At 36.3% G+C, this 20,166-nt stretch carries 17 protein-coding genes; 12 read left to right on the top strand and 5 right to left on the bottom strand.

What is annotated here, in order from left to right; genetic code table 11:
* Window positions 1-22: 22 nt before the first annotated feature.
* Entirely contained in the window at window positions 23-859 is an 837-nt protein-coding gene (locus DHU68_RS09770; protein ID WP_108822800.1) for a metal ABC transporter permease, read from the top strand.
* Here the strand turns inward: DHU68_RS09770 and DHU68_RS09775 are convergent.
* Window positions 856-1,365 carry a threonine/serine exporter family protein gene (locus DHU68_RS09775; protein ID WP_108822801.1) on the bottom strand — a complete coding sequence of 170 codons (510 nt, stop codon included), beginning with the start codon at window positions 1,363-1,365 and terminating at the stop codon, window positions 856-858. The two genes, DHU68_RS09770 and DHU68_RS09775, sit on opposite strands and share 4 nt — an antisense overlap.
* 11 nt (window positions 1,366-1,376) lie before the next feature.
* The gene (locus DHU68_RS09780; RefSeq protein WP_108822802.1) at window positions 1,377-2,177 is read right to left on the bottom strand and encodes a threonine/serine exporter ThrE family protein; all 801 of its coding nucleotides are present in this window, start codon (window positions 2,175-2,177) and stop codon (window positions 1,377-1,379) included.
* Between the two features lie 266 nt (window positions 2,178-2,443).
* Here DHU68_RS09780 and DHU68_RS09785 point away from each other — a divergent pair, with 266 nt between their 5' ends.
* Genes DHU68_RS09785 through DHU68_RS09805 form a run of 5 tightly spaced genes read left to right on the top strand, consistent with a single transcriptional unit; the run spans window position 2,444 to window position 10,827 of the window.
* Complete coding sequence (locus tag DHU68_RS09785) at window positions 2,444-5,113, top strand: 4-alpha-glucanotransferase (RefSeq protein ID WP_108822803.1); 2,670 nt, start codon at window positions 2,444-2,446, stop codon at window positions 5,111-5,113.
* A 14-nt stretch (window positions 5,114-5,127) separates the two neighbouring features.
* Window positions 5,128-6,978 carry a glycoside hydrolase family 13 protein gene (locus DHU68_RS09790; protein WP_108822804.1) on the top strand — a complete coding sequence of 617 codons (1,851 nt, stop codon included), beginning with the start codon at window positions 5,128-5,130 and terminating at the stop codon, window positions 6,976-6,978.
* 33 nt (window positions 6,979-7,011) lie between these two features.
* Window positions 7,012-8,043 (top strand): LacI family DNA-binding transcriptional regulator, encoded by a 1,032-nt coding sequence (locus DHU68_RS09795; protein WP_108822805.1) that lies wholly within the window; start codon window positions 7,012-7,014, stop codon window positions 8,041-8,043.
* A 23-nt stretch (window positions 8,044-8,066) separates the two neighbouring features.
* Window positions 8,067-9,404 carry an MFS transporter gene (locus DHU68_RS09800; RefSeq protein WP_108822806.1) on the top strand — a complete coding sequence of 446 codons (1,338 nt, stop codon included), beginning with the start codon at window positions 8,067-8,069 and terminating at the stop codon, window positions 9,402-9,404.
* Window positions 9,405-9,450: 46 nt separating this feature from the next.
* On the top strand, window positions 9,451-10,827 hold the full coding sequence (locus DHU68_RS09805; RefSeq protein ID WP_108822807.1) for an alpha-amylase family glycosyl hydrolase: 1,377 nt from the start codon (window positions 9,451-9,453) through the stop codon (window positions 10,825-10,827).
* A gap of 77 nt (window positions 10,828-10,904) precedes the next feature.
* Here DHU68_RS09805 and ribF read toward each other — a convergent pair whose 3' ends face one another.
* Window positions 10,905-11,831, bottom strand: a complete 927-nt coding sequence (ribF, locus tag DHU68_RS09810; RefSeq protein WP_108822808.1) for a riboflavin biosynthesis protein RibF — start codon at window positions 11,829-11,831, stop codon at window positions 10,905-10,907.
* Between the two features lie 6 nt (window positions 11,832-11,837).
* Window positions 11,838-12,476, bottom strand: coding sequence for an HAD family phosphatase (locus DHU68_RS09815; RefSeq protein ID WP_108822809.1), 639 nt, complete (start codon window positions 12,474-12,476; stop codon window positions 11,838-11,840).
* A 129-nt stretch (window positions 12,477-12,605) separates the two neighbouring features.
* On the opposite strand from DHU68_RS09815, the gene recO reads away from it, so the two are divergent.
* The 5 genes from recO to DHU68_RS09840 are packed head-to-tail and all read left to right on the top strand — an operon-like array spanning window position 12,606 to window position 18,372.
* Window positions 12,606-13,328, top strand: coding sequence for a DNA repair protein RecO (recO, locus tag DHU68_RS09820; RefSeq protein ID WP_108822810.1), 723 nt, complete (start codon window positions 12,606-12,608; stop codon window positions 13,326-13,328).
* Window positions 13,315-15,132: a MutS family DNA mismatch repair protein gene (locus tag DHU68_RS09825; protein WP_255412479.1), complete on the top strand. Its 1,818-nt coding sequence runs from the start codon at window positions 13,315-13,317 to the stop codon at window positions 15,130-15,132. The genes recO and DHU68_RS09825 overlap by 14 nt, the downstream gene beginning before the upstream one ends.
* Before the next feature lie 34 nt (window positions 15,133-15,166).
* Window positions 15,167-16,429 (top strand): DUF2851 family protein, encoded by a 1,263-nt coding sequence (locus DHU68_RS09830; RefSeq protein ID WP_108822811.1) that lies wholly within the window; start codon window positions 15,167-15,169, stop codon window positions 16,427-16,429.
* A gap of 44 nt (window positions 16,430-16,473) precedes the next feature.
* Window positions 16,474-17,685: a DUF6051 family protein gene (locus DHU68_RS09835; RefSeq protein WP_108822812.1), complete on the top strand. Its 1,212-nt coding sequence runs from the start codon at window positions 16,474-16,476 to the stop codon at window positions 17,683-17,685.
* Between the two features lie 6 nt (window positions 17,686-17,691).
* Entirely contained in the window at window positions 17,692-18,372 is a 681-nt protein-coding gene (locus DHU68_RS09840; RefSeq protein ID WP_108822813.1) for a DUF1080 domain-containing protein, read from the top strand.
* 86 nt (window positions 18,373-18,458) lie between these two features.
* Here the strand turns inward: DHU68_RS09840 and DHU68_RS09845 are convergent, their stop codons facing one another.
* Window positions 18,459-19,391 (bottom strand): SPOR domain-containing protein, encoded by a 933-nt coding sequence (locus DHU68_RS09845; protein ID WP_108822814.1) that lies wholly within the window; start codon window positions 19,389-19,391, stop codon window positions 18,459-18,461.
* A gap of 161 nt (window positions 19,392-19,552) precedes the next feature.
* Between DHU68_RS09845 and DHU68_RS09850 the strand changes: the two genes are divergently transcribed.
* Window positions 19,553-20,146 (top strand): SIS domain-containing protein, encoded by a 594-nt coding sequence (locus tag DHU68_RS09850; protein WP_108822815.1) that lies wholly within the window; start codon window positions 19,553-19,555, stop codon window positions 20,144-20,146.
* Window positions 20,147-20,166 lie beyond the last annotated feature (20 nt).

Genomic DNA, 20,166 nt, shown 5'->3' on the forward strand with positions numbered 1-20,166 from the left:
AAAATCCAATTAGGATTAGCAAATGAATTTTTTAGATTTACTTTCATACACTTTTTTCCAGAATGCATTACTAGGAAGCTTATTTGCTAGTATAGCGTGCGGAATTATAGGTTCTTATATTGTTATCCGCCGCCTAGTTTTCGTTAGTGGTGGAATTACACATGCCTCATTGGGAGGAATTGGAATGGGTTTTTACTTTGGATGGAATCCTATATTCTCAGCAATGATTTTTTCTATTCTTTCGGCTTTTGGCATAGAATGGTTATCCTCTCGTCAAGGAGTGAGAGAAGACTCTGCCATTGGTTCTTTCTGGTCGTTAGGAATGGCTATCGGAATTATTTTCATCTACTTAAAACCTGGATTCGCTCCTAACTTATCCGATTATCTATTCGGCAATATTCTGACCATCACGCATAGCGATATCACTTATTTAGCTGTATTATCTTTTATTCTGATTCTGGTATTCGCCTTATTTGGAAAGCAGATACTATTTTCGGCATTTGATTCCGATTTTGCAAAGACGCGAAACCTTCCGGTCAATACAATTAAATACCTAATGATGATGGCAATAGCCATCACAATAGTATTATCTATACGCTTAGTAGGAATTGTCTTGTTAATGTCGATACTGACTGTACCTCAGATGACAGCTAACTTATTTACTTCGAATTTCAATAAGATGATCTTATTATCTATTCTGATTGGTTTCTTTGGATGTTTAGTTGGATTATTCCTTTCCGCAGCACTTGATGTACCTTCTGGTGTATTTATCATATTCACTCAGATTATTGTATTCCTTATCTCTAGGTATACAATACAATTTAGAAGAAGAGGTAAATCACAAAAAGTAATTGCTTAACCCTTGCCTATCACATCTTTGAAAGAAATATGTTTAACACTGGATTTTCTAAAAAGCAATGCACCAATACAGATCCCTATAGCTAAAGTGAAAAGTAAGGACATGGTCAGCATCAGATTATGAGCAGCCTCTACCAATATATAAGGGTCTTCCTTTACAATGGATAAATCCGTTATTTTAATTCCTGCCAGCATCGTACGATAAGCAAACATACCGGGAATCATCGTAATACATGCCGGCATGGTAAATACTACAGGCGGACTATCTACACGATGGGCAACGAAGATACCAACTAGTCCGACAATAACTGATCCTGCTAAAGTTGCTGTTATCATTCCGAAATCAAGCTGAATAAGAATAAAGCGCATGGAATGCCCCATTCCTCCCAATAATCCAGCTACAACCAATAATCGTTTAGGTGAGCCAAATAATACAGCCCAACAGAAACCGACGATAAAAGCTATTCCGAAGTCGCGAAGTATATTTAATAGAGTTAATTCTTCCATCTTCCTTCAATTTAAAAATTATCAATACCCATAAGTGTAATACAAAGTGTCATTCCTGCAGCGATACAGAGAAGTATAAAACCTCCGAATAAAGCTCGATTTATAGCTGATGATAAATAGCCTTCAATCAAATCAATCACGCAGTTGATCAGAGGCACACCTGGGATCAGATAAAGAACTGCCGTAGCCATAGCAGCTTCGGGATGTTCACCAATACCGTACAGACGTCCCAGTGCAGCGATTAAAGTTGTCACAAACGCAGCAATAGTAATACATATCATTGGGTTGAAATTCTTTTTTGCAAAGAAAACTCTCGTCAAAGAACCTACAAATGCAGCCACAAATGCCACTATTGCATTCATTGTATCCCCTAACGAGAATAGACACAGACCTGCACACGATAGACCGACTGCTACAGCAACAACCAGATCATTATAGTTAGGTTCTTCTTTTATCTTATGAAATTCTTGCTCCACATAAGCTATTGAAAGATTTTCTTCTTGTACCTTCCACGACAAATGTGAAACTTTTGTCAAAATGGCTAAATGGACTATATGTGTTGGTGAATTTTTGAAACGAGTAACAGAGTTGTCCGGATTATTCAAATCCTTCACACTAACCAATAAACCTTTGAATGTTGGATTCAATGTCAATTCAAATTCCCACGTAGCAGCTAAGCGACCAAGATTGCTATTGAGTCGTCCGCAATGTGCCCCTGATGCAAGCATATATGTTCCCATATCTAGAACAAGTTCGGCAAAGCGTTGCGCTGATATAGTCTCCTTATCTTTTACTTTAAAACTTTCCGGCATTTTTTTCGTATAAGAAAATTTTAGACAAAGATATTAAGAATTCAAAGAAAATGGAGCATTCCTATTTCTTTATGGTATTTTTTGATAATTAATCAAGAATTCAGATTATGATATAAAGCACATTATTATGCAATCGTTTGCAAATCAAATTCAATGAATATCAATCAGTCCACTATATTTTTCATTCTTTAATACTTAGTTTTGTGGCAGTTAATTGTACAATCAATATTAAGAGTTATTTTACCATTTAAATCATATATATTGCCATGAAGATAACACTACAAATCGACTACCACACCCAATGGGGACAAACTATATGGGTATGTGGATCAACATCTTATCTTGGTAACTGGAACGAGGAGAAAGCCTTAGAAATGTCTTATGCGTCTCCTTCAAAGTGGTCTTTAGAATTCGACACAAATGATGAATGCATTGAGTACTACTATTTAGTTAAAGAGAATGGCTACACAATTGATAAAGAATGGGGCGAGCCTCATACTTTAATTTTAGATAAGAATAAATCCGTTTTTGTTGACGATATTTGGAAAAGTATACCTCAACAGAAATTTTTATATACATCAGGATTTTCTGAAAGTTTCTTTTTTCACGAAGTAAGAAGAAAACTTAAATTTTATAAGAAAACTATACTTATAAATGTCTTCTGTCCTTACATAAATAAAGATCAATCTTTAGTATTATGTGGTGCTTCAAAAACACTTGGAGCATGGGATATAAAGAATGCCATTATCTTAGACCCAGTCCGATATGGGAACTGGCAAACAACGATTAATGCTTCTTCTATTAAATCCTCGGAAGAATATAAACTGGCTATCTACGATAATAATACACAAGAAATTGTATATTGGGAAGAAGGTGAAAACAGAAAACTCACGCCAATAGCATCGAAAGAAAAAGGAGATATAGTACAGGTAAACTCAATGGTATTCCGCCACAGTTGGATGGATTGGAAAGCTGCCGGAGTTGCAATACCTGTATTTTCGCTTAAATCTGAAGATAGTTTTGGAGTTGGAGAATTTTCTGATCTGAAGAAAATGGTAGACTGGGCAGCTATCACCGGTCAAAAGATGATTCAGATACTCCCCATCAATGACACTACAATAACATACTCTTGGGTAGATTCTTATCCTTATAATGCCATCTCGATCTATGCGCTTCACCCAATTTACCTAGGACTAAAAGCGTACCCTCTTAAAGATAAAGAGTTATATAAAAAATATACTGATGAGGCTATCACCTTGAATCAACTGGATTCAGTTGATTATGACAAAGTTTTAGCCTTAAAGATTGCTTACCTAAAAGACTTGTACAACGAAGTAGGAAGTGAAGTTTTAGGCAGCAAAGATTATCTTGATTTTTACAAGAAAAATGAAGAATGGCTTTTCCCTTATGCGTGTTTCTGTCATTTAAGAGACAAATATAAAACAGCAAATTACTCACAATGGAAAACTCACTCGGTCTTTAACAAGGCTAAATTGAAAAAATTCGCTGCAACTAAAGCTGTTGCTGAAGAAATAAATCTAGTATGCTTTATCCAATATTTACTCCACAAGCAACTTGTAGAAGTTAAAGAATATGCACACCAACACAATGTTGTTCTAAAAGGAGATATTCCGATAGGTATCAGTCGCAACAGTGTTGAAGCATGGGTAGAACCTCATCTATTCAATCTGGATGTGCAAACGGGTGCTCCGCCTGATGACTTTTCTTTCTTTGGTCAAAACTGGGGATTCCCTACATACAATTGGGATGAGATGGCTAAAGATGGTTATCAATGGTGGGTTAAGCGATTCAAAAAAATGGCTGACTACTTCGATGCTTATCGAATCGACCATATATTAGGTTTTTTTCGTATTTGGGAAATCCCCCTATCCTCTGTACAAGGGCTATTAGGCTATTTTAGTCCTGCATTACCAATGAGCGCAGATGAAATTCGTTCGTATGGAGTTTGGTTCGACGAGAACAGAATGTTGAATCATTATATCCATGAGCATTTCTTAGGCAATATTTTTGGTGAATATACACAAGAAGTTATTGATAAATATCTTGAACCAATAGAATGGCAACGGTTCAAATTAAAAGCTGAATACGATACTCAGCTTAAAATAAAAGAGCATTTAGGAAATGAGCTGGACGAGAAGAACAGAGTTATTCGCGATGGTCTTTATAGCTTGTGCAATGAAATATTATTCATTCGTGACAAACGCAATCCGGATAAATACCATCCACGTATAACTGCTCAGTATAGCTACTCATATCAGGATTTGGATCAAGGGACTAAGGATGCATACAATCGTCTTTATAATGACTTCTTCTTCAGACGTCACAGCCAATTTTGGCGTCACGAAGCAATGCAAAAATTACCTGCCCTGATTGCATCAACATCGATGCTTGTCTGTGGAGAAGATCTTGGAATGGTTCCGGCATCTGTTCCTTCAGTGATGCACGAACTTCAAATATTAAGCCTAGAGATAGAGCGAATGCCAAAAGATCCAAGTATCCCATTCAATCAGTTGCAGCATCTTCCTTATCTGAGCGTTTGTACAACATCTACACACGACATGTCTCCTATTCGCTTATGGTGGAAAGAAGACAGAGCTGTAACACAGAAATACTATAATGAAGTATTATGGAAACATGGTGCTGCTCCTGAAGAATGCACTGCTGATATTTGTTGGCAAATTGTAGTCAACCATCTCAACTCGCCGGCAATGCTAACGATACTTCCTTTACAAGATTGGTTATCTATCAACAATGAGATAAGAAGAGACAATCCGGAAGAAGAACGTATAAATATACCAGCAATTGCTCAACACTATTGGAGATACAGGATGCACCTAACATTAGAAGAACTGATTAATAATACAGAATACAATAAGCAAGTAAGATCAATTATAGAATCATCGGGACGAAAGTAAACTGGATAACACATATGAAAAAAAGTAGTTTATTAATCATATTATTTCTAGTTTTTATTACTCAATCTTTATTTTCGATTGAAATAAAAACGGTGGATCCTGCTTTTTGGTGGGCAGGAATGAAAAACCCAGAGTTGCAAGTTTTAATTTATGGAGAGAATGTAGCCAAAGCTGAGGTTACATCAACATCTACAACTACGACAATCAAAGAAGTTGTACGCCTCGAAAATCCGAACTACCTACTTCTTTACTTAGATGTTTCTAATGCTAAACCTGAGACATTCAACTTCATCTTGCAACAAGGGAAAAAGAAAGAAACAATCCCGTACGAACTAAAAGAGCGCAAGCCGAATTCTTCAGAAAGAGTTGGTTTCAATTCTAGTGATGTTTTATACCTTATTATGCCCGATCGTTTTGCAAATGGAGATCCTTCTAACGATGTAATATCCGGAATGCGTGAAAACAAGGTAGATAGAAACGGTCAGTACGCACGTCATGGAGGCGACTTTAAAGGCATCAGTGACAATATCGATTACATTCAGGATCTAGGCGTTACAGCTATCTGGCTCAATCCTGTACTCGAAAACGATATGCCCGCAGGTTCATACCATGGTTATGCCACTACCGATTATTATAAAGTAGATCGCCGATTTGGTTCAAATGAAGAATTTGTAGATTTAGTAGATAAAGCTCATGCTAAAGGTATGAAGATAGTAATGGATATGATTTTTAACCATTGTGGTAGTTATCATTTCTTCTTCACCGATCGTCCATCAGAAGACTGGTTTAACTATCCTGATAAATATGTACAAACATCCTATAAGACAACTACTCAGCATGACCCATACACATCCGACGCTGATAAGAAACTCGCTCTTGATGGCTGGTTTGTAGAAACAATGCCTGACTTGAATCAACGCAATCGCCATGTCGAAAAATACTTGATTCAAAATAGTATCTGGTGGATCGAATATGCAGGGCTAGACGGAATTCGTCAAGACACCCATCCTTATGCGGACTTTGATATGATGGCACGTTGGTGTAAAGAAGTAACAGATGAATACCCAGACTTCAATATAGTGGGAGAAACCTGGCTAAACAACAACGTTGCTATATCATACTGGCAAAAAGACAGTAAACTAGCTGCTCCTAAAAACTCAAATCTCCGTTCTGTCATGGATTTCCCTCTGATGTCGGCAATGGAAAAAGCTTTTGATGAAGAAACAACTCCTTGGGATCAGGGGCTGTCTCGTCTTCACGAATACTTGACTCAGGATATTGTTTATGCCAATCCACATGAGCTGCTTATATTCTTAGACAATCATGACACTTCTCGTTTTTACAGGAATAAAGAGCAAACTTCTAACCTCAATCGATTTAAACAGGCAATTACATTTCTGTTAACAACACGCGGTATTCCTGAAATATATTATGGGACAGAAATATTGATGGCTGCCGACAAGAGCGAAGGTGATGGTTATCTACGTAGAGATTTCCCCGGAGGATGGGCTGATGACTCGGTTAATGCATTCAATAGAAGTGAAAGGACTAAGGGACAAAATGAAGCCTTTGATTTTATGCGCAAGCTACTTCATTGGAGAAAAGGAAATGAAGCAATTTCTAAAGGTAGTTTAAAACACTTTGCACCACTAAATGGAGTATATGTATACGAACGTAAATACAATGACAAATCTGTAGTTGTAATACTTAGTGGCTCCGATAGTGAGAAGACAATCGATCTAGCAACATACAAAGAAGTTCTACCTAAAAACGAAGCAAAGGATATGATAAGCGGGATCGGTGTAGATTTAGCTAGCTCAACCTTAACTATCGCGCCAAGAAGCATTCTTTTGTTGGAATTTTGATTATTTTTATAGAAGTAATCAAATTCCTCGCTCATGAAAAAGGGACCTCTTACAATTAAGGACATTGCTAAAGACTTGAATGTATCAGCATCAACAGTATCCAGAGCTTTAAAAGATAATCCTGACATTAGTCCCGAAACGAGAAAACTAGTTCAGGACTATGCCAAGAAACACAAATACAAACCGAATGCTTTGGCACTGAGTCTAAAAATGCAACATACAAATATCATCGGCGTTATTGTACCGGAATTGGCCAACCATTTCTTTTCTGCAGTTGTGTCCGGTATGGAAACCCTTGCCGAAGAAAAAGATTATCACATCATTGTTTGTCAGTCTTTAGAAGATTATAAAAAAGAGGTGAGAAATGTTCAGACCCTGATAAAAGCCAGAGTATGTGGCGTTTTGATTTCGCAATCTAAAACGACCACTAAGTATGAGCATTTTCAAGAACTGATCGACAACGATATCCCCGTTGTGTTTTTTGATAGAATATCTACGGGAATAGACTCAGACAAAGTTGTAGCAGATGACTATTCAGGCACATTTGCGGCTGTAGAATACATGATAAAAACTGGTTGTAAGCGTATAGCCTTTTTCTCTGCACCATACCATCTGGAAATATCTAAAAATAGAAAGAACGGATATCTTGATGCTTTAAGAAGATATAACCTACCTGTAGAGGATAATCTTATAAGACAAGCCGACACTAAAATATTAGGATATCAAAGAGCGTTAGAGATATTACAGGAGCCCGACAGACCTGATGCTTTTATGGCGATGAATGATTATACCGCATCGGGAATTCTTGTTGCAGCAAAAGAACTAGGATTTAAAGTACCTGAAGAAATATCTATTTTTGGTTTTTCCAATTCTAATATTTCTCAAGATACAGACCCTATGTTAAGTACGATGGATCAACATCCTCAGAAAGTAGGAGAAGAAGCAATGGCTCTCATTTTGGAAAAAATAGAGAACCCAGAGATTACATCTCGCAAAAACAAATTAATAAAGACATCTCTCATTGCAAGACAAACAACACGAAAATTACCCGATGTGAGAGAATGAATAGAACATTAGAGTAAAATACTATGAAAAAGAAACCAACACTCTCTTTTTGGCAAATTTGGAACTTAAGCTTCGGATTTTTAGGCATTCAAATTGGCTATTCGCTACAAAGCTCGCAAACGAGTAGAATACTCTCTGCATTAGGAGCAGATCCTCATGATCTCCCTTTATTTTGGTTGGCAGCTCCAATAGCAGGGTTGATCGTACAACCAATAATAGGAATGTCGAGTGATCGTACTTGGACTCGTTTTGGCCGTCGTATTCCATTCATACTTGGTGGAGCTATCGTTTCGACTATAGCAATGTTTTTTATGCCAAATTCAGAGTTTGTAGCAGCTATTATGCCACCGGTATTCTTTGGTGCATTTATGCTTCTATTCATGGACTGTGCGTTTAATGTATCGATGCAACCATTCCGTTCTTTAGTTGGCGATATGGTAAATGATGAACAAAGAAATCAAGGATATGCAACTCAAAGTTTTTTGACAAACGTGGGAGCTGTTATTGGTTCTTTTCTCCCATTTATTCTCGCTTGGATAGGGATACAAAATATACCCGAAGCCGGAGAGAAAGTTGCACCCTCTGTTATATGGTCTTTTTACATAGGAGGAGGAGCTTTACTCCTTACTGTACTTTGGACTAGTTTCAAAGTAAAAGAATACCCTCCAAAAGAGTATAATGAATACAGTAATATTACCGAAGAAGAAAAGAAAACACAATCTTTCCTTGATATCCTAAAAAGTACACCAACCACGATGTTACAACTTGGTATCGTTCAGTTCTTCTCTTGGTTTGCCTTGTTCATCATGTGGGTGTACGCAATTGGAGGTATTGCCGAAAATGTATGGCAAACAACAGACCCTATATCTCAAGGGTATAATGATGCTGGAGACTGGAATGGTGTTTTAAGCGGAGTATATGCTATCTTTGCTGCCGTTTTCTCGGTATTCATGGCTAAGGTAGCAAATAAGCTTGGTCGGAAAAAAGTATATTCTTCTGCTCTGATACTGGGAGCTATTGGATTAGCATCTATGTATTTTTTCGATGACAAATACATGCTGTTACTATCAATGTTGGGTGTTGGAATTGCTTGGGCTGCAATCTTAGCAATGCCTTATGCTATACTTTCAGCTGCTTTGCCGGCAAGTAAAATGGGGGTTTATATGGGGATATTTAATGCTACCATAACAATTCCTCAGATAGTAGCCGGATTGACAGGAGGACTGCTACTTAAATATGTTGCAGGAGGTAGCTCAATCTCTATGATGCTTGTTGCAGGAACGTCTATGCTACTTGCTGCTATTGCTGTTGCTTTTGTCAATGACAAAAATGATGAGCTGAGAGCAGGACATATTAAATAAGGATACTTATTTATACATAACTAAATATTATTATAAACTGTAAATTATGAAAAAAACTTTATTGTTTGTCACTATGATACTTACCCTTCTGGGAACATCGTGTGGCAACAAACCCAAAGTAAAAGAAGAACCGAAAGAAAAATGTACCGTTCAACATTTAGACTGGACTCGTAACGCTGTTATTTATGAGGTAAATGTTAGGCAATATACAAAGGAAGGTACTTTTGCTGCCTTTGAAACACATCTACCTCGACTTAAAAAATTAGGTGTTGATGTTTTATGGTTTATGCCTATACATCCTATCTCTGAAAAAAACAGAAAAGGTACACTAGGAAGTTATTATGCCGTAAAAAATTATACAGAAGTTAATCCTGAGTTCGGAACAAAAGAAGACTTTAAACGACTAGTTACCAAAGCACATGAAATGGGATTCAAAGTTATCCTTGACTGGGTAGCTAATCATACTGGTTGTGATAATGTATGGACAACTGAGCATCCTGACTGGTATATGAAAGATGAGGCCGGTAACTTCAAAAGCCCTTATGACTGGACAGATACTTATGAGCTTGATTACGACAAACCAGAAATGCGTGCAGCAATGACTGAAGCGTTGAAATATTGGATCACAGAATTTGATATTGATGGTTATCGTTGCGACATGGCTCACGAAGTTCCAACTGATTTCTGGAATGATGTACGTCCGGCATTGGACAGTGTAAAACCTGTGTTTATGTTGGCAGAGTCAGAAGAGACTGATTTACTTGACCATGCTTTTGATTCAAACTATTCATGGGAGCTTATGCATTTGATGGCTGATGTTAACAAAGGGACTAAGAATGCTGACGACATTGCAGCTTACATTCAGAAACTTGACTCTCTTGCAAGCAATAACATAGTATGTGCAGATACTTACAAAATGAACTTCCTTACAAACCATGACGAAAACTCTTGGAATGGTACTGAATTTGAAAGATATGGCAAAATGACCGAGCTATTTGCGGTTCTTACATATACAATCAATGGTATGCCAATGATATATACAGGTCAGGAAGTAGGTCTAAAAAAACGCTTATCTTTCTTCGAAAAAGATATGGTTCCTTCATGGACTGAGAATGCAACAACAGCATTCTACAAAAAACTGAATGAGCTTAAGCATACCCATCCTGCATTAAGAGCTGGAGATATGGGTGGTGAATTCAGAAGATATAGTTCTACAGATGGAGATAAGTTGCTAATTTATTCAAGAGAAAGAGCGGGAAAAGAGATCATGGTGATGCTGAATATGTCTAATAAAAACCTCAACTATTCTAGCAATGATGCCTTATTCAGAGATGGATATGTTGACTTCTTCACTGGAAAGAAAGTTGGTCTGCTACCAACTTCGCTTAAAGCATATGAGTATAGAGTCTTTATTAGAGGCTAACCTCTTAAAAATGTAAAAGAAAGTCCAAACATCTAATTAGATATTTGGACTTTTCATATTTAATAATGCTTCTTTTATTACAAGTCTTTCAAATAAGCGACAACATTTTCCTTGTCTTTTCTTATCTGTTCTTTCAATGTCTCCAGATCTGAGAACTTAACATCTGGACGCATAAACTCTAAGAATTCGGCTGTCAACTCTTTATTATACAAATCTCCATCAAAGTCAAAAAGATTCACTTCAATACTTATATTATCTCCGTTGTGCAATGTTGGTCTTTTACCTATATACAGCATACCTTCATATCTGTTCCCTTCCACATGAACATAAACGGCATAGACTCCGAATGAGGGAATAACTTTGTACGTTTCCCAAACCTCGATATTAGCAGTAGGGAAACCAATTGTACGTCCGACCTTAAAACCTTCGACAATTTTACCCGAAATAGTATAGTTGTATGACAACAACTCTGCTGCTTTTGTTACATTTCCCTCTCCTAGCAATCTACGTATATGAGAAGAGCTGACATGATCCTCACTTGGTAATTCTTTAGCTTCAACTACATTTATTCCCAGTTCTTCACCATAACGCTTATAATCAGCAAAACCATCTTCTCTGTTGTGTCCAAAGCGATGATCATAACCGATCACCAAAGTGTTTACATTAAATCTATCCTTTAAGATTTCTTTCATAAACTGATAGGCTGACATCTTAGATATTTCTATTGTAAAATCGAGACAAATACAATAATCTATATCTGTAGAAGCTAGTCTTTCTATCTTTTCATCGAAACCACAAAGCAGTGCAGGCTGATAATCTTTATGCAAGACTTTTCTTGGGTGAATAGGAAAAGTTATTACAGCAGAACGTAAGTTTAGACTTGAAGCTTTATCATTCACTTGCTTTATCAAGTAACGATGTCCTAAGTGTACCCCATCGAAAAAACCAATAGTCGCAACTACAGGTTGTTTGTCTAACTGGTCGTTCTGTTTTATAAGCTGCATAGGTTTTTATTTTTCCAATAGACCTTTATCTACAAATACTTTACGCAAATCTTCATTCTGATCTGCCTGATAAACCTGAAAACCAAGTTCTGCTCCCATTTCCACATTCGCTTTTCCATCATCTAAAAAAAGAGTTTCAGCAGGATCCATTCCAGAATCTTTAAGTATATAATGATATATTTCCGGATCTGGTTTAGCACAACCTATCTGGAAAGAAAGATAGCACTTGTCAAAAAAAGCATCTATCGGTAATCCCTCTGGTGAAAAGTCTTTTGAATACGCCCACTTCATAACTGACGGGTTAGTATTACTTAACAGGTATACATTATATTTTTTTCGCAAATCTTTCAAAAGTTGAAATTTATATTCAGGGATACCTGTCAGAAAAGCCAACCAACCAGAGTCAATATCTTCAGATGAAATATTCTCATTTCCGGCTAATCGACGGAACTCTTTGTAAAATTCTTCTGGCCCGATCTTTCCTTCTTCATACTCTAAGAAAATACCTTCCTGACGAAATTCATTCAAGTACTTTTCGATATTAGGGAAACCTATTTCAGTAAATCGATCTAATGCATTTTGCTTGTTTAGGCTAACAATCACACCTCCAAAATCGAAGAGAATATTTTTAATCTTTTTGCTCATAAATAATAATTATAGTTAGTTGCTTTTCACTCTATTTTATAATTCAGAGACGAAGTTAGCCATTTATTCTGTAATAGCTATTGTTTTAAATTTTGTATTTGTATTTTTGCTTACACTAAATTTATCGACGTGCTTCATAAAACAAGAGGGTTAGTTTTAAATACCATAAACTATAACGATAAGTATATTCTTGTCCAGATTTTCACCGAATCATTTGGGCGGGTTACCTATATGGTATCAAAGGCAAAAGGTAAAAATGTGAAAGTACCCAAATCTTTATTTTCTCCGCTGGCTATACTCAACCTCGAAGTAGAACATCAAGCATCGAGAGATATTCAGCGAATAAGAGAAGCTCACCCCGAAGTTCACTTGTACGATATTTCGTGCAACCTTGGGAAAACATCGATGGCTTTCTTCCTTTCCGAATTTCTTACCAGAGTGCTGAGAGATGCAGACGAAAGTAACCATCTTTTCTATTTCTTGGAACAGTCGGTACAGGTACTTGAAATGACAGATAAAAGTATTGCAAACTATCATCTTGTCTTCATGCTTAAGTTAAGTCATTTCCTCGGTTTTTATCCTAACTTAGAAGAATACAGGGAGAATTCGCTATTCGACATGATGAATGGGGAGTTTGTTACCTATCAGCCTCTTCATCGACATTTTCTGAATAGGTACGATAGCAAGGCGCTTTCTTTACTGGCTCGTATCTCTTTCGAAAACATGCATCACTTCGTATTCTCCAGGCAGGATAGAGTGAATATTATCAATAAAATACTGGAGTATTACCGCATACATCTATATGATTTTCCTACTCTCAAATCCTTAGATGTATTACATGAATTATTTTAATTTGAATATGACACTAAAAGAAGTAAAAAAAACATACAATAATCTTATCGCACTAGAAAGCAAAAAGCTTGCTCAAATAAAGAAAACCATCTTTCAAGTAGGAACAGTCCGCCTACTGATAGTTTTAGGTTCTATTCTTTTATGTTATTTATTGTGGGGAAATGCAGAAATAGTTGTTCCTATTATAGGAATATCGATTGTATTTTTCCTTTTTCTGATGAAATATCATAACAAATTATTCTTCAAAAAAAGATATTGTGAAATTCTTATTTTAAACGCTGAGAATGAACTGAAAGCTTTGGACTATGATTTCTCCGCTTTCGATGGAGCTCCGGAAATGTCAGACGGAGATCACAGCTACAGCATGGACCTTGATTTGTTCGGAGATCATTCATTCTTTCAATCGATCAACAGAACCGTAACCTTCTCGGGCAAGAACAAATTGGCGAATACTCTACTCTATCCTTTTGAAGCTAAAGATGAAATAATAAAACAACAAGAAGCAATACAAGAATTGGCTTCTAAACCGGAACTATTACATCATTTCAGAGCTGTAGGACAAATGACAGATACCGGAGATCTGGATATCCATGAGTTTTCGCAACAGTTCAAAGAGACAAAACTACTATCCGATAGTTCGTGGAGGTATTTAGTATACATTGCTCCCACATTATTTGCGATTATAGTGCTTCTATCTATATTTCAAATTGTTCCGAGCTCTACGATTGGAGGATGTTGGGCATTCCTTTTTCTATTGAGTCTAGTTCCTCTAAAAGACATTAATCTAAAAATAGGTTTATTCAACAAAAGATTAGATACTTTACAGACTTATTCCCGACTATTCAAAATCATCGAGACAGAAACATTCTCCTCCCATCTTTTAAAAGAATTACAACAAAGAGTAACAGAACCGACTTCCGCATCAGTTGCGATACATAAACTAAAATCACATAGCAACAATTTAGATCAGTCATCTAATGTGCTTGGGTTATTGGTTTTGAATCCTATATTATTCTGGAATGTCGCCTATGCAATTAAGATAGAGAAATGGATTGACACATATGAAAATAACGTAAAAGAATGGTTTAGTTCATTGGCTCGATTCGATAGCCTCGTTTCATTTGCTTTATTCAGTTACAACCATCCCGATTATACATTTCCTCAGGTAGCCGATACCTATATGCTGGAGGGAAAAGAACTCGGACATCCTTTGTTAAATAGAGATATATGCGTTCGAAATGATGTTGATATAGAAAAGCATCCTTTCTTTCTAGTAGTTACCGGAGCCAATATGGCAGGGAAAAGCACTTACCTCAGAACCATAGGTCTAAACCTAGTTCTGGCCTGCTCGGGAGCGCCGGTTTGTGCCAATTCTCTTACTTTCTATCCATTCAAACTGGTGACTAATCTCAGAACATCAGATTCTCTCACCGATAATGAGTCATACTTCTTCGCCGAACTGAAGCGATTGAAAATGATTATCGATCGTTTACAATCGGGAGAACCTCTTTTTATTATACTTGACGAAATACTAAAAGGAACAAATTCGGAGGATAAACAGAAAGGGTCTATCGCTTTAATGAAACAATTAGTATCTTTAAACGGCAATGGTATTATTGCCACGCATGACCTAATATTAGGAAATCTGGAAAAAGAATTTCCTGATGCTATTAAAAATTACAGATTCGAAGCTGACATAAAAGATGAACATCTTTCTTTTACTTATAAAATCAGAGAAGGTGTTGCTCAAAATATGAATGCCAGTTTCCTTATGAAGAAAATGGGTATAACTGGGTTGGACTGAAACGCCTAAAAAACGATACCAAATACTAACTACTATGGAAGAACTATTGCACTATATATGGAAATTCAGACTTTTTCAGAAGAATCTCAAAAGCTCTGATGGACAAGAAATAGAAGTAATAGACGTAGGACTGCATAATACGAATGAAGGTCCGGACTTCTTTAATGCCAAAATCCGAATTGGAGATAAAATATGGGCTGGTAATATAGAAATTCATAAAACTTCTTCGGATTGGGTGAAGCATAATCATCATACTGACGAAAATTATAATTCGGTTATACTGCATGTTGTAGAAAAGATCAACACCAATATTATCAATCAAGCCGGACAAAATGTTTTACAATGTGAGATAACATACCCTCCTAATATAGAAGAGAATTACCAATTCCTATTACATTCAAATACAGATATTCCTTGTTGCAACTATATTGGGACTATGCCTTCTTTTCATCTCAATGCATGGATGAACAATCTGCTGATAGAACGTCTTGAACGGAAGTCTAATCATATAGAAGATCTGCTTTCCAGATTCAATAACTCGTGGGAAGAAGTTTTCTACGTGCTCTTATCCCGTAATTTTGGATTTGGATTAAATTCTGATTCATTCGAAAGATTGGCACTTAGCTTACCTTTAAGATATATACAGAAACAAGGAGATAACCTAGTTCAGATAGAGGCTCTCTTGTTCGGGCAATCGGGAATGCTAGATAAGATAGATAGCGGTGATGATTATTTTACTCTACTCAAAAAAGAATATGAGTTTCTAAATAATAAATATGAACTCATCCCGTTAGATTCATATGTGTTTAAGAATTTAAGAAGCCGCCCTACCGCTTTCCCTCAGATAAGGATAGCACAACTGGCTGCCCTTTTATATAATACACATGGTCTATTTTCAAAGATTATTTCTTGTGGAGACTTAGGACGTATGAGATTAATGTTTCACGTTAATGCTTCTGAATATTGGCAAACTCATTATTCTTTTGGTCTAAAATCGGAAAGGAAATCAAAATATTTAGGAGATGCATCTCTTGATATTATACTAATAAATACAGTAATACCAATATTGTTTATTTATGGTAAAAGTATCAATAATGATGCTCTTTGCGAAAGAGCCCTTTCTTTTCTAGAACAGCTAAAACCAGAGAGGAACAGCATAACGAAACGTTTTTCGAAATACCATCTCCCGCTCAATAGTGCAGCCGATTCTCAGGCGATTATTCAGTTGCAACGAGAATATTGCGAGCTCAAGAAATGCTTATTTTGCAGAATAGGGCATCAAGTACTGATCAATTAACAATAGCAACCATAAATGTCTAACATAACAGATAGATTTAAAAGATGAAATACATTGACCTCTTCAATCATTTAAAGAAAATTGTAAATTATAACGACAATGAAATTGAAATAGACGACGAAACGGTAATTCGCAATTTCACGTTCGAGTCTAACTATCGTTTTATACTTCCCGGAGGTTTGGGAAATAACGATGATTACGAATACATCCCAGGTATCCCCGAAGATTACGAACCTGATGTTATTCAGGAAATGCTGAACAAGAAGGATGCTGAGATTCCGGAAAACATAAAGTTCCGCTATCATATGATGATGCCTAAAAAAGAAATAAAATCTAAAGGCATTATCTTCTTATTTCACGGATTCAACGAAAAGACTTGGTACAAATATCTTCCGTGGGCAAAATACATCCTTGAAAAAACAGGCAAATCAATTGTTATGTTTCCTATCGCATTTCATATGAACAGAGCGCCTGCAGCATGGAGTGACACTCGCGAAATGTATCGTGTAAGTGAACAGCGCAAGGAACGTCATCCGGATATACTTTGCTCCAGTCTTTCGAATGTAGCCATCAGTACTCGTTTGCACAATAAGCCTCAACGGTTCATCTGGTCGGGACTTCAAACATACTATGATGTGATTGATTTTGTAGAACATATCAAAGCTGATTTACATCCTGCTATAGACAAAGATGCGAGTATAGATTTCTTTTCTTATTCGATCGGGACATTCCTAGGAGAGATACTTATGATGAGCAATAAAAATAATTATTTTTCTGAATCTAAATATGCTACATTCTGTGGGGGAGCTATATTCAACCGTTTATCACCTGTTTCTAAATTCATCCTCGACAGCGAGGCCAATGTCAGTCTATATTCATTTGTAGTAGAGCACTTGGAAAGTCATATGAAGCGAGATGAAGTACTTCGACATTATATGCATACCGATCCTGAAGGCAATAACTTTAGAAGTATGCTAAATTACAGGACACTGACCCTGGAAAGAGAAAAACGTTTTAGAGAGATGAGCCATCAGTTTTATGCAGTAACTTTGGCAAAAGACGAGGTCGTTCCTCCTTACGAAGTGATGAATACACTGCAAGGCTCGAGAAGAGACATTCTTGTAAATATTGAAGTATTGGATTACCCTTACAAATATATACACGAAGATCCTTTTCCTGCCTTATCTAAGATTGAAGATGAGGTGGATAAACAATTTCGTTATACCTTTGACAAAATTAGTAACTTTTTAAAATAAATATTTATGAGAAAAACGATTAGTACACTAACTCTTATTCTTACTGTAGCTTTATTGTTTAATTGCTCGGGTAAGCCAAAGGCCGAAGCTGAATCAAAAGCCGAAGTTAAAGTTGAGGCAGAAGAATTATTCAACGGGAAGGACTTGTCGAATTGGAATTTTGTTCTGCAAGATACAGCTCTTAACCCTGCTGATGTTTATACTGTTCGCGACGGAGTAATACATATTACCGGACAACTTGGATATATGTACACAAATAAAAAGTATAGTAACTTTAAACTTCATGCAGAATGGAGCTGGCCTAACGGAGTAGAGTCGAATAGTGGTATTTTTGTTCTGATCGAAGATACTAAAAACCCATTCCCGAATGGTATCGAATGTCAGTTAAAAGCTGGTATTGCAGGAGACTTTGTTCTATTAGGAGGATCTAACCTTGCTGAATTTAAAAGTCCGGAAGGGCAACCTCGTCCAGACTTCCCTGTAGTAACAAAGCAAGAAGAATCAAGTGAAAAACCCGCAGGAGAATGGAACACTGCCGAAATAGAATGTAAGGATGGTATAATAACTGTCTATATAAACGGAGTTCTACAAAACAAAGGAACTAATACTGTAAAAGAAGGATACATTGGACTTCAAAGTGAGGGTACTGATATTCAATTCAGAAATGTAACAGTTACTCCATTATAAAAAATTGGAGACAGGTTCTAAATACACATAAGGGGCAAACTTTACAGTTTGCCCCTTATATTTATTTTCTGATGTATTTTGTCTTACTAATTATTTCTTTTAGAGAATAACCAAGCTGAATCATATTTAGGATGCTCTTTTCTGAAAGAATCGAGAAAAGATTCTGCCTCTTTCTTATCTTCAAAAGATGATATGTAGATACGATATCTGTCTTGCGATTTAATGATAGATGCTCCCGGAAAATCAGATGCATGTATTTTATCTAAAAGTCTATTTGCTCTCGTTTCGTCTTCTTCTCCTCCTATAATAATATAATAAGTTCTAGTCGAAATCGGTTTGACTGACTCAAGTGGTTTTTCTATTTCGTTCTGAGTACTGTCAATATTTATTACTTGATCTAACTTTTTCTTAATATCAGAGCTGACTAAAGAGGTCGTAATTGATGACAAGAAATCAGCTTGTTGAACATTCCCTGTTTGATCTTTTATGTTGATGCTAGGACCAACAAAAAGAAGAAGCGCTGCTACAGCTGCCGCTACACCACCAATAGTGTGCCTTATATAGCTTTTCTTGTTTGTGGCAATAATCTTTCTTGGTATAGAATTCAGTTGCCTTAACTTAAGCGGTTCCAATCCATAATAATCAGGATGGATAAACTGATTATTGGCAGAGAATATTGTATTGCCAGACTGATCATGTGATAAGCATCCAATATTTCCACAAAGAACTATTTCTCCGGATTTTAAACGAGCTACTAGTTCTTTTACGAAAGATCTTATTTCCTTACTAGCGGTGTTGTATGATACTCCCTTGTTTTTAACAATATAAGAAGCGATCAGACCATCGTCATGTTTCAATTCAGGATTGAATACAATACTATACTCTGGTTGATTGATATTACTATCCGTATCAAATTTAGATGGCTTCATGTTGATGATAAAACCTCCAAATTCAGGTATAATAACACAATTGTGTATAGGAAGTAAAAATTCTAAATATTGAAATATTGATTTTTCCATAATGCAAATATAGTGATAACTTAATTATTTTTCTCATCCCGAAAACCAGATTTGCGTAAAACTCAGGGGTGTATTTATTAATAAATTGAATTAAAACTACTTCTGAGGAATAAATAATATAGATATTTATAATAAAAAACTAAATTTGTAAAAAAAGATTTATGAATACATCTAAAATAATACTAGATCAGATAAAAGAATCTATTTCTGTAAAGGAATCTATTCTTTCCTCTCAGTCATTGTTGGCTGATATAGAGAAAGCAGCCCTTATGGTTACTGAAGCTTATCAGTCAGGTTTTAAAACGTTATTAGCCGGTAATGGAGGTAGTGCAGCAGATGCTCAGCATATTGCCGGAGAGTTTGTAAGCCGTTTCTACTTCGATCGTCCGGGAATTCCTTCTATAGCATTGTCTACAGATACCTCAATAGTGACGGCAATAGGAAATGATTATGGTTTCGAGCGTCTTTTTTCTCGTCAGGTACAAGCACAAGGTCAAAAAGGTGATATTTTTATAGGTATAACAACATCAGGAAATTCAACAAATATCGTAGAAGCATTATCTGCATGTAAAGAAAAAGGGATAAAATCCATAATTCTGACAGGAACCTCTGGAGGTAAAACAGCAGATCTCTGTGATCTCTGTATCAAAGTCCCTTCGATGGAGACTCCACGCATACAAGAATCTCATATACTTATAGGACATATTATTTGTTGCATAGTGGAAGAGAGCCTATTTGGTCATCTGAAGAAATAAATTTGTAGATTAATATTCTA

The sequence above is a fragment of the Dysgonomonas sp. Marseille-P4361 genome, from assembly GCF_900343125.1.
Taxonomy (GTDB): domain Bacteria; phylum Bacteroidota; class Bacteroidia; order Bacteroidales; family Dysgonomonadaceae; genus Dysgonomonas.